Genomic DNA, 14,043 nt, shown 5'->3' on the forward strand with positions numbered 1-14,043 from the left:
AAGGGGACTTCAGTTACAATTTGAAATCAATCCACTCGATACTTTTTTCCTATCTCTTAAGCTTGACCGTCCTAATAGATGATTTTATTAAAGAAAAAAGACTGCCTATTCAACCATATGACAGTCTGCTCGTACTTTATTATTATTTTAGCATTGTTTCAATATCCAAACTCTTTATGATAAATCTCCTCAACCATTTACGTAAAGACCAACAAATAAATTATCCCTACAAGTAAAAAACCGCCACATAGCGTGAGCAAAACCTTTGCCAATGTTTCCATATTCCCTCTCCTTACGATATTCCGGCTCCTATTACATAGGATAAACCAACTGAAATGACCAATGAAATGAAGCCCACCGCTCTGTTATCATTAGCGATTTCTTCATCAATTTTAAATTTGGGTGTGAGAAATTCATAAATGAAATAGCCGATCAGTAATAGAAAAAAGCCAAACACACCCCATCCGATTGTCGTCAGGATGGTATCATTATGGCTGATGGAGTGGCGGAAAATATTCGCTATCCCAAATATTTTCCCTCCCGTTGCCATCGCCACGGCCAAGTTGCCTTTTTTGATTTCTTCCCAATTCTTATACTTTGTGACCAGTTCGAAGATAGCTAAGAACAGAACCAAACATAAAATGACCACGCTGTAATTCCCAGCCGTTTGAACAAATTCATTTTCCCAAAAGTTCTTCATCGTAAAGCTCCCTTTACCGCTTTATTTTAACCACTCAATTATTTTCACAATGAAACTTCGTACATATGAGCAGTCTCCAGATCTTATTTAAATTGAACGACTGTTACACCGGTTCCACCTTCGCCTGCATCCCCGAAACGAATGTTTTTGATCGATCGGTGATTTTTCAAGTATTCCTGCACTCCTTGCCTTAAAGCTCCCGTACCTTTCCCATGAATGATGGAAACGCGGGGATAACCGGCAAGCAGAGCATCGTCGATGTATTTCTCCACTCTGGATAATGCATTTTCGAAACGCTCACCGCGTAGATCCAGCTCAAGGCTGACGTGAAAATCTTTTCCTTTCACTGTGGCGAGTGGTTTAGTCTCTACCTTCTGTTGAGATTGAATGAATTCAAGATCTGATTCCTTCACCTTCATTTTCATGATGCCCATCTGAACTTGCCATTCTTTCGCAGACACTCGTTCGACCAAGTGGCCTTTTTGATCAAAGCTTAAGACTTTGACTTCGTCCCCTGGTTTTAACTCATGCATTGCCTGATTGACTTTTTTCTTTTGTCCGGACAATTTCAATTTCGGTGTAGCATCTTCCAATTGTTTTTTCGCCTGAATCAGTTCATGTTCCTTGATTTGAGCTGATTTTTCGTGTTGCATTTTTCGTAAATCTTTGATCACTTGTTCAGCTTCTGCCTTCGCTTTTTCAACGACTTCAGTGGCTTTTTGTTGAGCTTTTTCGTAAAGTGTATCCTTTTTCTCATAATACTCCATCATTTGCTTCTGCATATCTTTATGCATTTTCTCGGCTTGTCTTAAGAGTTCATGGGCTTCCTCAAGCTCCCGTTCACCCTGACGCCTGCTGTCTTCGAGGGAGGCAATCATATTCTCCACTTCTTTACTATCCGTTCCTATATGGGACTTCGCTCTCTGAATGACTGAATCTGATAGCCCTAAACGCTTAGAAATCTCAAATGCATTACTTCTTCCCGGGACCCCGAGCAAAAGCTTATAGGTAGGACTTAATGTTTCTACATTAAATTCCACACTTGCATTCACGACCCCTTCACGATTGTACCCATATGCTTTTAATTCAGGATAGTGAGTGGTCGCCACGACTCTTGCACCAGTTCCATGTACTTCATCCAAAATGGAAATGGCCAGCGCTGCACCTTCTTGAGGATCTGTACCGGCGCCCAGTTCATCAAACAACACTAAACTCTCATGATCTACCTTTTTAAGGATGTCCACGATATTGACCATATGAGAAGAGAAGGTACTTAAGCTTTGTTCAATCGATTGCTCGTCCCCGATATCAGCGTAAATGGTACGGAAGACGCCAACTTCAGAACCATCTAGAGCCGGGATCGGCAGACCGGCCTGTGCCATTAAACTAGTTAATCCCAATGTTTTCAGGGTAACGGTTTTCCCCCCGGTATTTGGCCCCGTGATGACAATGGAAGAAAAGTCAGTCCCCAACTCGATGTCATTCGCCACTGCTTCATCTATCGGCAAAAGAGGATGTCGGGCTTTGTTCAGCCTCACCCGGCGTTCATTATTGATCGTCGGTTTAGATCCTTTAATGGATCGTCCAAACTTCGCTTTTGTAAACATGAAATCAACATCTGACAGGACACTAACAATCAAGAGGAGTTCTTCTCCTGATTCTTGTACACTTTCAGACAGCTGCTGAAGAATCTTTTCAATTTCAGCTTGCTCTTTTAATCGGAGTTCACGAAGTTGATTATTCAGTTGAACGATGGCTTCCGGTTCAATAAATAACGTTTGCCCCGATGATGATTGATCATGAATGATCCCGCCATATTGACCCCGATACTCTTGTTTAACGGGAATCACATACCGATCGTTACGAATGGTAATGATCGCATCGGATAACATTTTTTGAGCATTGGAAGAGCGGATCATTCGTTCAAGTTTCTCCCGGATCCGTCCTTCGTTGGCCCTGAGCTGGGTACGGATCGTACGGAGTGCTTCACTGGCTGTATCCAGGATTTCTCCGTTATCGTCGACGACTTTTCTTATATCCTGCTCTAAATGAGGGAGGGGGATGACCGTCCCCATTTTCTCCTGTAGAAGGGGAATGTCCACCTCTTCCTCCAGTAACTCCTCTACAAAAAGCGTCAGCTTCCTGCTTGACCGGATCGTACTCGCTACCTGAACAAATTCAGAAGGGGAAAGCATCCCGCCTATTTGAGCACGCTTGACGTGTGGACGAATATCGAAAATCCCGCCTAACGGGGCATGACCCTTCAATCTGAGGATGGTCATGGCTTCATCTGTTTCTTCGTGAAGAGCTGTAATTTCTTCATACTCAACGGATGGCATGAGAGAGGATACCTTTGCATGACCAAGTGCGGATGCAGCATATTGCTTTAATAATTCTTTGATTTTATCAAACTCTAACGTTTTAAATACTTTAGAATTCACGGAATGTATTCCACCTTTTATCAGTTTCGCTTAATAAATTTGATTAACTCTTTTTTATCCCATGTATTGATGACAGTATCTTTCTTGATCCAGCCTTTTCGAGCTGTTCCGATTCCGACTTTCATGAATTCCAGGTGATCGATACTGTGTGCATCTGTGTTGATGACGAGCTTTACATTTTGTTCCTGGGCTTTTCGGATATTTTCTGCAGACAAATCCAGCCGATTCGGATTTGCATTAAGCTCCAACGCCGTATCAGTTTCTTTCGCCAGCTGGATAAGAAGGTCCATATCTACGTCATAACCTTCTCTTCGACCAATGATTCTCCCTGTTGGATGGGCAATGATATCCACATGGGCACTCTTCAGGGCCGTAGTCAGCCTCTCCATGATCTTTTCTTGGGATTGTGAAAAACTCGAATGAATCGAAGCAATCACAAGATCGACTTTTTCAAGAATGTCATCCTCATAATCCAATGTACCATCAGGAAGAATATCCATCTCGATTCCTGAAAGCACTTCTATATCATCATACATCTTGTTGATTTCTTTAATTTCATCGATTTGCTTAAGTAATCGTTCTGTAGTCAGCCCGTTTGCCACACGTAAGTACTGGGAGTGATCGGTGATGGCCATATATTGATATCCTTTGGCACGGCAAGCCTCTACCATTTCTTCAATCGAAAATGCACCATCCGACCAGGTGGAGTGCATATGAAGATCCCCTTTTATATCTTCTAATGTGATGAGGGAATAATCCTTAGGGAACTCTTCCACTTCTTTCCCATCTTCCCGCAGCTCTGGTGGGATCAAGGGCAGATCAAAATGGTGATAAAATTCTTCTTCTGTATTAAATGTCTTTATCTCACCGGTTTCACTATTCTCGACGCCATATTCACTGATCTTTTCTCCGCGTTCTTTCGCCAGCTGGCGCATGCGGACATTATGATCCTTTGATCCGGTAAAATGGTGAAGGGCTGTAGCAAATTCTTCAGGCTTTACGATTCGAAAATCGATGCTTACATCCCAATTATACGAAAGAGTCAGTGAAACTTTTGTATCTCCTGCAGCGATGGTTTCTACGATATTGGAGAGTTTCAACAAACCTTCCTTCACCTCTTGTGGATGCTCTGTTGCCAGAATGAAATCAAGGTCCTTGATGGTTTCTCTCATTCTCCTTAAGCTTCCCGCTCTCGAAAAGGTTTGGATGCTGTCCATGCCGATAAGAAAACCTTCAATTTCCTCAGCGATCCCATTCATAAAAGCAATCGGCAGACGGTCAGGTCTCTTGCCAACCTGTTCGATGGATGAAAGGATCTTCTCTTCCGTCTTCTTACCGAAGCCTGCTAAACCTTGTACTTTATTTGCTTTACACGCTTGCTCCAGGTCTTCTATATTTTCTACCCCAAGTTCACTATAAAGCTTGGCAATTTTCTTTCCACCTAAACCAGGTAATTGAAGAAGGGGGATCAATCCCTTTGGAACTTCTTCCTTTAATTCTTCAAGGACAGAAGATATGCCTTCGTTTATGTATTCCTCGATTACTCCCGCCGTTCCTTTGCCGATTCCGCTCAGCTTCGTAAAGTCACTGATTTCCTGTAAGCTCCGGTCATCATTCTCAAGTGCCGCCGCCGCTTTTCGGTAGGCGGAGATTTTAAATGAATTCTCGCCTTTCAATTCCATATATATCGCAATTTCTTCTAATAATTTTATAATATCTTTTTTATTCAAGAGATTCACCTACTATCTTAGAATTAACAATTAGGACCTTTAAGACTCCCCGTCCCTTGCAAAAGCAAAACGTCCCCATCTATATAGTAGCAAAATTGATATAAAAAGAAAAAAGACTGACTTATAAGATGAACAAATTCACTAAGGCATCCCTAACGAATTTGAATTGCATACTTATAGTCAGCCCCTTCTTCAGGCTACATATTCAATCCACCAAGATTTCACCAAATCAGAGAAAACAGGCGTATGTTTAACCATCGCTTGCGCAATAAAAGAGTTATTAATGAATGTTTGAACCGACTCGATCGGCAACAATACGGCAATAAATAATAGAATGAAGATCATTAAGTATGCTTCAATAAAGCCTAATATCCCTCCGCCAAGAACATTCAACTGCTTTAATAGAGGAAGATGTGCGACAAAATCGAGCATCGATCCAATGATTTGCAGAATGATCCGGACTGCGAAGAAAATCATTGCAAATGCGATCACACGATAATAAGCCTGATCTAAATTGGTCGATTCAAAAATCATATTCAATGTGGATTGCTCGTCCAATACAGGGTAAGGAATCCATAATGTTAACTTCGGTGCAAGCTGATCATAATATATGTATGCTACAATAAAAGAAACAATAAATCCGAATATGTGGACCACTTGCAAAATGAATCCACGTTTTAAACCTATTAAAAATCCTATCACCAGGATGATCAACAAAGCTAAATCCAGCATCTTTTTTTCAATCCTTTAAACGTTTGATTTCTCGTTCCAGCTCCTCAAACTTTTCTTGTAGTTTGAGATAATCATTTACGGCATTCACCGCAGTCAGAACGGCGAGCCTGCTTGTGTCGAGAGATGGATTCATGGAGTTTATTTCTCTCATCTTGTCATCCACTTTAGAACCAACAAATCGGATTTGACTAGTTGATTCAGTCCCAACAATCGTATATTGTTGACCATATATGTCTATAGTGGTGCGATTTTTTTGTTGTTCAGACAATCTGAAAGCCCCCCATTCATAAGAATCCTAAACATAATCATACCACGAAATCTTTTGATTTTGGAAGGAATTTGTCATAATAGCTCACATTTTTTATTATATACAAGAATTTTGTCATAAGGAGAGAGAAACTTGGCTAATACCGTCATTCAAGTAAACAAAGAAACAATCGAGAAAATGAAAGGCCACTACAAAAACGTATTAACGGACAAACTGCCACCGGGTGCCGTTTTTGTAGCAAAGCCATCCGGCTGTACGATCACTGCCTATAAATCGGGGAAAGTATTGTTTCAGGGATCTAACGGAGAAGGAGAATCAAGTCAGTGGGGCAGCAGCGAGCCTCCAAAGGTAAAATCACCTTCCAAGGGAACGACGACACTGCCTGAAAACTTCGCCGACTGGTCTGTCATCGGATCAGATGAAGTGGGCACAGGCGACTTCTTCGGACCGATCACGGTGGTAAGTGCTTACGTGAAGAGAGAGCACCTTCCACTTATGAAGGAACTCGGAGTAAAGGATTCTAAAAATTTATCCGACCCTCAAATCATCAAAATAGCCAGGGATTTAATAGCCGCGATTCCGTATTCATTACTCATCCTGCATAACCCTAAATATAATGCGATGCAAGCAAAAGGAATGACGCAGGGGAAGATGAAGGCTCTCTTGCACAATCAGGCGATCCTGAATCTGTTGGGAAAAATGGCCCCGGAACTACCGGAAGGAATATTGATTGATCAGTTTGTTGAAAAGAATACATACTACAAACATGTTTCTGCACAAAAGAAAATCCAACGTGACCGCGTGTATTTCAGCACAAAAGGTGAAAGCATCCATCTAGCTGTAGCCGCTGCCTCGATCATTGCCCGTTATGCCTTCTTAAAGGAAATGGACAAATTGAGTGATAAAGCTGGTGTCGAGATACCTAAAGGTGCCGGTAAGCACGTAGACATTGCAGCTGCGAAAATCATTAAGCGAAAAGGGATTGAAGAATTGAAGTCTATGACGAAATGGCATTTTGCGAATAGTGAAAAGGCGATAAAGTTAGCCAGGAAATAAATGATATCCCCATCGGTTATTCCGGTGGGGATTTCTCTTTGGTTGGTGGTTCTACCCTTGGATTCAGCAGTTGAATTATAAATGCTATTTACCTGATGAAATTTCCGAAATATTCTCCTGTTAAAATTCGTTCATTTTTCAACAGGCAATACCACCTCCAAACAGCAAAAAGGTGCCAGACCATTGTCTGACACCTTCCACTTTGAGCTGTATTATCCTCTCAACTCTGCTCCGGCTTTTTCCTTCACTGCTTGCAGTACTTTATCATGTACTTTAACCACTTCTTCATCCGTTAATGTCTTAGCCGGATCGAAGTATTTTAACGAGAACGCAATGGATTTCTTGCCTGCTTCCATATGTTCCCCTTCATAAAGATCGAAGACTGAAACTCCTTTCAGAAGCTTGCCTCCTGCGTCTTTAATAATGGATTCCAACTCTCCCGCTTTCACATCTGTATCCACTACAAGGGCGATATCTCTTGTAATCGATGGATGACGAGGGATTGGCGTGTAGCTTAATGCCGGTTTTACGTAATGGAAGATTGGAGATGCCTTCAGTTCGAACACGTAGGTTTCGTTCAGGTCCAACTCTTTTTCCGCTTCCGGATGAATCGCTCCTACAAAACCGATGACTTCATTGTCCAATAGAATTTCAGCCGTTCTTCCCGGGTGCATACCATCTACCACTGCCTGGCGGTAAGAGATGGCTTCAGAAACGCCGATTTCTTCGAACAGTCCTTCCAAGATACCTTTCGCAACATAGAAGTCAGCAGGCTTCTTCTCTCCCTGCCAAGGATGCAGATGCCAAAGGCCCGTAATAGCCCCTGCAATATGCTCCTCTTCTTTAGGCAGCTCTTCTCCTGGTTCCTGTAAGAAAACGGAACCCACTTCATAAAAGGCAAGTGAGTCATTTTGACGTGCTTTATTGTACGAAAGCACTTCAAGAAGCTGTGGAATGATGCTTAGGCGGAGATTGCTTCGCTCTTCACTCATTGGCATCAATAAACGGACAGGCTCTCTTACGTCCAGGGCATATTTTGTTGCTTTCTTATCGTTTGTTAAAGAATACGTAATCCCTTGGAGGAGTCCTGCCCCCTCTAAATAACGACGAACCGTACGGCGTTTCAACTGATGATTCGAAAGTCCACCGGGTGTTGATTCTCCCTTTGGAAGAGTCAGCGGAAGGTTATCATAACCGAAAAGACGTGCCACTTCTTCAAGTAAATCTTCAGGTATGGTAATATCCCCTCTTCTTGTAGGAGCCGTTACAACAAACGTTTCTCCATTGACTTCTACATCAAATTGAAGTCGGCGGAAGATATCTACAACTGTGTCAGTTGAAATGGATGTTCCTAGTGAAGAATTGATTTTTTCTAACGTAATCTCTACCTTCACAGGCTCAACTTCAAGTTCATTAAATAGTACCGTTCCTTCAAGCACTTTCCCCTGTGCATATTCAGCCATCAGTTGCGCAGCTCTCTCCCCTGCTTTCAGGACACGATCAGGATCGACTCCCTTTTCATATCGTGTGCTCGCTTCACTACGCAGTCCGTGATCTTTGGAGGCTCCTCTGACAATCGCACCGGTGAAATAAGCTGCCTCAAGAAGGACAGTCGTTGTATCGTTTTTAACCTCAGAATTCGCTCCACCCATCACTCCTGCAAGAGCGACCGGCTCCGTCCCATTCGTAATGACAAGCTGGCTGCTTGATAAGGTTCTTTCTGCATCATCAAGTGTGACGAATGTCTCCCCATCAATCGCACGACGGACAAGGATCTCCTTTGAACCAAGTCGGTCATAATCAAATGCGTGAAGAGGCTGACCATATTCCAATAAAACATAGTTCGTAATATCGACTACGTTATTATGTGGTCGGATCCCGGCTGAGATCAACGCATTTTGCATCCATAATGGAGATGGACCGATTTTTACATCTTTGATGATTTTAGCTCCGTATAGAGGATTATCTTCTTTCGCCTCCACTTTTACCGATACATAATCCGACGCCTTTTCACTGCCTGCGGATAACTCCGTTTGGGGAAGCTTGACTTCACGATCCAAAATGGCTGCTACTTCATACGCCACTCCCAGCATGCTTAAGCAATCAGAACGATTAGGCGTTAAGCCCAATTCCAAAATCGCATCATCAAGATTCAATAATTCCACTGCATCTCGGCCTACTTCAGCATCATCCGAGAACACATAAATTCCCTCTGCATGTTCTTTCGGTACAAGCTTTCCTTCTACTCCAAGCTCTTGCAGGGAACAAATCATCCCGTGAGATGCTTCACCACGAAGCTTGGCTTTCTTGATTTTGAAGTTACCCGGCAGGACCGCTCCAACCTTTGCGACAGCCACTTTTTGACCCATTGCCACGTTTGGTGCTCCGCAAATGATTTGAACAGGTTCTTCCTCTCCTACATCCACTAAACATTTATTTAATTTATCCGCATCAGGATGTGGCTCACATTGTAAAACATGACCGACTACCACATTTTTGATTTCTTCCCCGATTCGTTCAACACCTTCAACTTCAATCCCGCTTCTTGTAATCTTCTCTGCTAACTCTTCAGGTGTGACACCTGATAAGTCAACATAATTTTCTAACCATTTATATGAAACAAACATGTGTTAGTACCTCCTATCAATTTTCTTTTACTCTTCTGTTCCGAACTGAGTGACAAAGCGCGTGTCGTTTGTGTAGAAATGACGGATATCATCGATTCCGTATTTCAGCATGGCAATACGTTCAGGTCCCATTCCGAATGCGAAGCCTGTGTATTTCTGTGAATCAAACCCTGCCATTTCGAGTACGTTCGGGTGAACCATTCCTGCTCCAAGAATTTCGATCCATCCAGTTCCTTTACATACACGACAGCCTTTCCCACCACAGATTTTACATGAGATATCCATTTCTACTGATGGCTCAGTGAACGGGAAGAAGCTTGGGCGCAAGCGGATTTCACGATCTTCGCCGAACATTTTCTTGGCAAACACATTAAGCGTTCCTTTCAGGTCACTCATGCGGATGTCTTCATCAATGACTAGTCCCTCGATTTGAGTGAATTGATGAGAGTGTGTTGCGTCATCTGTATCACGACGATACACTTTCCCTGGACAAATAATTTTAATTGGTCCTTTGCCTTTGGCCAGTTCCATCGTTCTTGCTTGAACAGGAGAAGTATGAGTACGCAGAAGGGTTTCTTCAGTAATATAGAAGGAATCCTGCATATCTCGGGCCGGGTGTCCCTTGGGAAGGTTCAGAGCTTCAAAATTATAATAATCCTTCTCCACTTCAGGTCCTTCAGCAACGGTATAGCCCATTCCGATAAATAAATCTTCAATTTCTTCCACAATCATCGTGAGCGGATGATGATTTCCCTTTTTAACAGGGCGCCCTGGTAATGTAACATCGATCGTTTCAGATTGAAGCTTCTTTTCAACTGCTTCTTTTTCAAGGACGGCCTGCTTCGCTTCAATGGTTTCTGTTATGGCTCCACGAACTTCATTCGCAAGGGCCCCCATTTTTGGACGCTCTTCCGCTGAAAGTTTCCCCATTCCTTTTAAGGCTTCGGTTACGGGTCCTTTTTTACCCAGGTAAGCTACACGGATATTGTTCAGTTCTTTTAAGTCCTGTGCTTCGTTCACTTTTTCGATTGCTTCTTGTTGAAGGGATCGTAATTTGTCCTTCATTTATACTTCCTCCTTTAATGTATATCGTCCGAATGATCGTACTGGATTGGTTTTAAAACAAATAAAAAAACCCCATCCCCAAAAGGGACGAGGTTTATATCGCGGTACCACCCTTATAAGCATATCCATAGGCAGACATACTCACTTCATTCGGATAACGGCTTTGCCGGAGCATCTTTACATTCATCAAATGAATGGTCCCGATGCCAACTCGAGAGGTGAAATCTTCACATCATGCGTTCCTAAGAATGCTTTCAGTCCAGGGCATTCTCTCCCTTAAAGAAGGTCATGTGCTACTTTCCTCTTTCAACGTTTTTTAAGTTATATGTGCATTATTATAGTGAATTTCCAGGCAAATTTCAAACCTTTTCAAGAAATTCACTGCCCATTTTTAAAATAGTATAATAAAACCCCCGCGGCGATCGCTACATTTAACGATTCGCTTTTCCCATAAATGGGAATATAGAGATTCTGATCGGTTTCAGTTAAGAGTTCTTTCGACATACCATTCCCTTCGTTACCTACTATAAGAGCATATGAAGATTGAGGATTGACCGTTGTATACTCAACACCATTTTCAAGAGCTGTCCCGTATACAGGGATGTCCCGTTCTTTCAATTTCGAAATGGTTTCATTGAGATCCCTTCTGATAATCGGAATATGAAAGTGACCTCCTTGTGCAGACCGCAATACCTTAGGGTTATAGGGGTCAACAGTACCCTTGCCTAACACGACCATATCAATACCCGCTGCATCAGCTGTACGAATGATCGTCCCGATATTCCCGGGATCCTGAAGGCCATCTAATAGCATGAATGTTGCCGCTTTTTCAATGTTATGTTCATCTTCTCTCTGCTTACAAACAGCGAAAACTCCTTGAGGTGTCTCGGTATCCGTCAAGGCTTTACCGACCTCTTCTGATACCATCGTCATGGTAACGGAGGCTACGGTCCATTTTTGCGGGAGATCGGTTCCTTCCACGACTATAAGTTCAAGGACCGAATCCTCTTGCTTTAAGGCTTCTTCCACCAGGTGAAAGCCTTCAACTATGTATGTACGAGTGAGATCCCGTTCTTTTTTGGTCAATAACTTCTTCCACTGCTTCACAACAGGATTTTTCGAGGATTGAATATACTTCAATCGTATCCGCTCCTTTTAATTACTATTCAGGGTCTCATTATACCTTAACTTTCCTACATAATAAATTCAATTTGAGACAAGATAACAATGAATTCCTCAACTATCAAAAAGGAGAAATGTGTGATGAATCTTAACTTACGAAAAGCAATCATACACAACGTATCTGGTAACAACCAGGACGAACTGAGAGACACCATCGTCGATGCAATCCAAGGCGGAGAAGAAAAAACCCTTCCTGGACTGGGGGTACTTCTTGAAGTCTTCTGGCAAAACGCAGATCCCCAGGAACAAAAAATGGTCCTCGAAACATTAGAGGAATCATTACAGCAGCAACAAACACAGTAATAACATGGGTAACCCTTAACATGGGTTGCCCTTATTTTTATGATTTGATATGCAGCCACCACATAAAAGTTTTCCCCATTTTGTTTTAATCCATCTCTATCAGTGGTAATGAAAACATACAAACGTAAAGGAAGGGGAAACGAATGTATGAGTCACAAGAAAAGCGCATTATTGATCATCGACATGATTAATACTTTTGATTTTCAAGGTGGAGAGAATTTATACGAAAACACTTTGAAGATTGTAGATAATATTCGCGACTTGAAGAAGATAGCGAAGGAATCCGACATTCCGGTCATTTATGTGAATGATAACTACGGTCTATGGCAGGACAATATGAATGACATTATCGAGCATTGCAACAAGAAAAAAGGAGAAACCGTAATCGAAAAACTTCACCCCGATACAGATGACTATTTTATCATCAAACCGAAGCATTCGTGCTTTTTCGGGACGCAACTTGATATCCTGCTTCATCAGTTGGATGTAAAACACTTGATCCTAACAGGAATCGCAGGGGATATCTGTGTACTCTACACCGCCAATGATGCCTATATGAGAGAGTATGAAATCTCGATACCGAAGGATTGCATGGCTTCTGAGTCAGACGAGGACAATGAGAGCGCCATTCGCATTATTAAAAAAACGATCGGTGCCGACATGACCTTATCTGATCAAATGACTTTTTAATGCCAGCTCCTCTATCTCATGAAAAAGAGACCCTTATGCGATAGGGTCTCTCTTTCATTACAATCAATCAAATGTAATCTTCGCCACTGTATCTTGATCTAACTTCTTGATCACTTCTGTAATCAGTTTAACCGCATTCTCATAATCATCACGATGCAACATTGCTGCATGGGAATGGATATAGCGGGTTGCAATGGTAATGGATAAAGCAGGGACTCCATTTGCCGTTAAATGAATCGCACCGGAATCCGTTCCACCACCGGCAATGGAATCAAATTGATACGGAATGTTATGTTCATCCGCTGTATCTGTCACAAAGTCACGAAGCCCTTTGTGAGAAATCATGGATGCATCATACAGGATGATTTGTGGGCCTTCGCCCATTTTACTTGATGCTTCCTTGTCAGAAACGCCAGGTGTATCTCCTGCAATTCCAACATCTACACCAAAGGCAATGTCAGGCTGGATCTTAGCTGCTGACGTTCTCGCTCCACGCAGACCAACTTCTTCCTGCACTGTACCTACACCATATACCACGTTTGGATGATCTTGATCTTTCAGGTTTTTCAGTACATCGATGGCAATCGCGCATCCGATACGGTTATCCCACGCTTTTGCAAGAAGCATCTTTTCGTTGTTCATCACCGTGAATTCGAAATACGGAACAACCATATCTCCCGGCTTTACTCCCCACTCCTGTACTTCTTCACGGCTTGAAGCTCCGATATCGATAAACATATCTTTAATATCAACCGGCTTTTTACGGGATTCCGGAGGCAGGATATGCGGTGGTTTTGAACCGATCACTCCTGTTACTTCTCCTTTACTCGTCACAATTGTCACTCGCTGGGCAAGCATGACTTGTGACCACCAGCCTCCTACTGTTTGAAAACGCAGGAACCCTTTGCTGTCGATTTGAGTGATCATGAAGCCGACTTCATCAAGATGTCCGGCCACCATAATCTTAGGACCGTTCTCATCGCCGACTTTTTTAGCAATTAAGCTTCCCAGATTATCTGTTGTGATTTCATCTGCAAATGGTTCTATGTATCGCTTCATTACGTTTCGTACTTCTCTTTCATTCCCCGGTACACCTTTTGCATCGGTTAAATCCTTTAGCATTGTCAATGTTTCATCTAATTTTGCCACTGTTTCGACCCCCTAAATATTTATACACTCTCATTATACTAAAATCTGTCCGATTCATCAAAATTTCCTGAATCTTCTTAAACTACCGCTGGTGAAACGG

12 protein-coding genes and 1 other annotated feature are annotated in these 14,043 nt (G+C 42.4%); of the genes, 3 read left to right on the forward strand and 9 right to left on the reverse strand.

The window, feature by feature from the left end; all coding sequences use genetic code 11:
* Window positions 1-292: 292 nt before the first annotated feature.
* From ACYH0O_RS18070 to zapA, 5 genes are all read right to left on the reverse strand, one after another.
* On the reverse strand, window positions 293-700 hold the full coding sequence (locus ACYH0O_RS18070) for a DUF350 domain-containing protein (RefSeq protein WP_148969871.1): 408 nt from the start codon (window positions 698-700) through the stop codon (window positions 293-295).
* An 83-nt stretch (window positions 701-783) separates the two neighbouring features.
* A complete protein-coding gene (locus ACYH0O_RS18075; RefSeq protein ID WP_482629766.1) occupies window positions 784-3,141 on the reverse strand; it encodes an endonuclease MutS2 in 2,358 nt (785 codons plus the stop codon).
* A gap of 20 nt (window positions 3,142-3,161) precedes the next feature.
* Window positions 3,162-4,871, reverse strand: coding sequence for a DNA polymerase/3'-5' exonuclease PolX (gene polX, locus ACYH0O_RS18080; protein WP_482629767.1), 1,710 nt, complete (start codon window positions 4,869-4,871; stop codon window positions 3,162-3,164).
* Window positions 4,872-5,063: 192 nt separating this feature from the next.
* Window positions 5,064-5,603 carry a CvpA family protein gene (locus ACYH0O_RS18085; protein WP_149156242.1) on the reverse strand — a complete coding sequence of 180 codons (540 nt, stop codon included), beginning with the start codon at window positions 5,601-5,603 and terminating at the stop codon, window positions 5,064-5,066.
* A 7-nt stretch (window positions 5,604-5,610) separates the two neighbouring features.
* Window positions 5,611-5,871 (reverse strand): cell division protein ZapA, encoded by a 261-nt coding sequence (gene zapA / locus ACYH0O_RS18090; RefSeq protein ID WP_482629768.1) that lies wholly within the window; start codon window positions 5,869-5,871, stop codon window positions 5,611-5,613.
* A 132-nt stretch (window positions 5,872-6,003) separates the two neighbouring features.
* Between zapA and rnhC the strand changes: the two genes are divergently transcribed.
* The gene (gene rnhC, locus ACYH0O_RS18095) at window positions 6,004-6,927 is read left to right on the forward strand and encodes a ribonuclease HIII (RefSeq protein ID WP_482629769.1); all 924 of its coding nucleotides are present in this window, start codon (window positions 6,004-6,006) and stop codon (window positions 6,925-6,927) included.
* Between the two features lie 212 nt (window positions 6,928-7,139).
* Here rnhC and pheT read toward each other — a convergent pair whose 3' ends face one another.
* The 3 genes from pheT to ACYH0O_RS18110 form a co-directional block, all read right to left on the reverse strand.
* Window positions 7,140-9,554 (reverse strand): phenylalanine--tRNA ligase subunit beta, encoded by a 2,415-nt coding sequence (gene pheT / locus ACYH0O_RS18100; RefSeq protein ID WP_482629770.1) that lies wholly within the window; start codon window positions 9,552-9,554, stop codon window positions 7,140-7,142.
* Between the two features lie 27 nt (window positions 9,555-9,581).
* The gene (gene pheS, locus ACYH0O_RS18105; protein ID WP_482629771.1) at window positions 9,582-10,619 is read right to left on the reverse strand and encodes a phenylalanine--tRNA ligase subunit alpha; all 1,038 of its coding nucleotides are present in this window, start codon (window positions 10,617-10,619) and stop codon (window positions 9,582-9,584) included.
* A gap of 80 nt (window positions 10,620-10,699) precedes the next feature.
* Window positions 10,700-10,938, reverse strand: a binding site (T-box leader).
* Window positions 10,939-10,997: 59 nt separating this feature from the next.
* Window positions 10,998-11,759, reverse strand: coding sequence for a TrmH family RNA methyltransferase (locus ACYH0O_RS18110; RefSeq protein ID WP_482629772.1), 762 nt, complete (start codon window positions 11,757-11,759; stop codon window positions 10,998-11,000).
* 123 nt (window positions 11,760-11,882) lie between these two features.
* Between ACYH0O_RS18110 and sspI the strand changes: the two genes are divergently transcribed.
* Both sspI and ACYH0O_RS18120 read left to right on the forward strand, forming a co-directional pair.
* Window positions 11,883-12,104: a small acid-soluble spore protein SspI gene (gene sspI, locus ACYH0O_RS18115; RefSeq protein WP_113969566.1), complete on the forward strand. Its 222-nt coding sequence runs from the start codon at window positions 11,883-11,885 to the stop codon at window positions 12,102-12,104.
* Window positions 12,105-12,251: 147 nt separating this feature from the next.
* Window positions 12,252-12,794 (forward strand): cysteine hydrolase family protein, encoded by a 543-nt coding sequence (locus ACYH0O_RS18120; protein ID WP_482629773.1) that lies wholly within the window; start codon window positions 12,252-12,254, stop codon window positions 12,792-12,794.
* A gap of 63 nt (window positions 12,795-12,857) precedes the next feature.
* On the opposite strand, the gene ACYH0O_RS18125 is transcribed toward ACYH0O_RS18120, so the two are convergent.
* Window positions 12,858-13,943, reverse strand: coding sequence for a M42 family metallopeptidase (locus ACYH0O_RS18125; RefSeq protein ID WP_482629774.1), 1,086 nt, complete (start codon window positions 13,941-13,943; stop codon window positions 12,858-12,860).
* Window positions 13,944-14,043: the final 100 nt, after the last annotated feature.

The organism is Rossellomorea sp. H136 (genome assembly GCF_056838065.1).

Coding starts and splice junctions, on each gene's coding strand:
- ACYH0O_RS18070 (WP_148969871.1), bottom strand. CDS start 700: ATGAAGAACTTTTGGGAAAATGAATTTGTTCAAACGGCTGGGAATTAC.
- ACYH0O_RS18085 (WP_149156242.1), bottom strand. CDS start 5,603: ATGCTGGATTTAGCTTTGTTGATCATCCTGGTGATAGGATTTTTAATA.
- pheT (WP_482629770.1), bottom strand. CDS start 9,554: ATGTTTGTTTCATATAAATGGTTAGAAAATTATGTTGACTTATCAGGT.
- pheS (WP_482629771.1), bottom strand. CDS start 10,619: ATGAAGGACAAATTACGATCCCTTCAACAAGAAGCAATCGAAAAAGTG.
- sspI (WP_113969566.1), top strand. CDS start 11,883: ATGAATCTTAACTTACGAAAAGCAATCATACACAACGTATCTGGTAAC.
- ACYH0O_RS18120 (WP_482629773.1), top strand. CDS start 12,252: ATGAGTCACAAGAAAAGCGCATTATTGATCATCGACATGATTAATACT.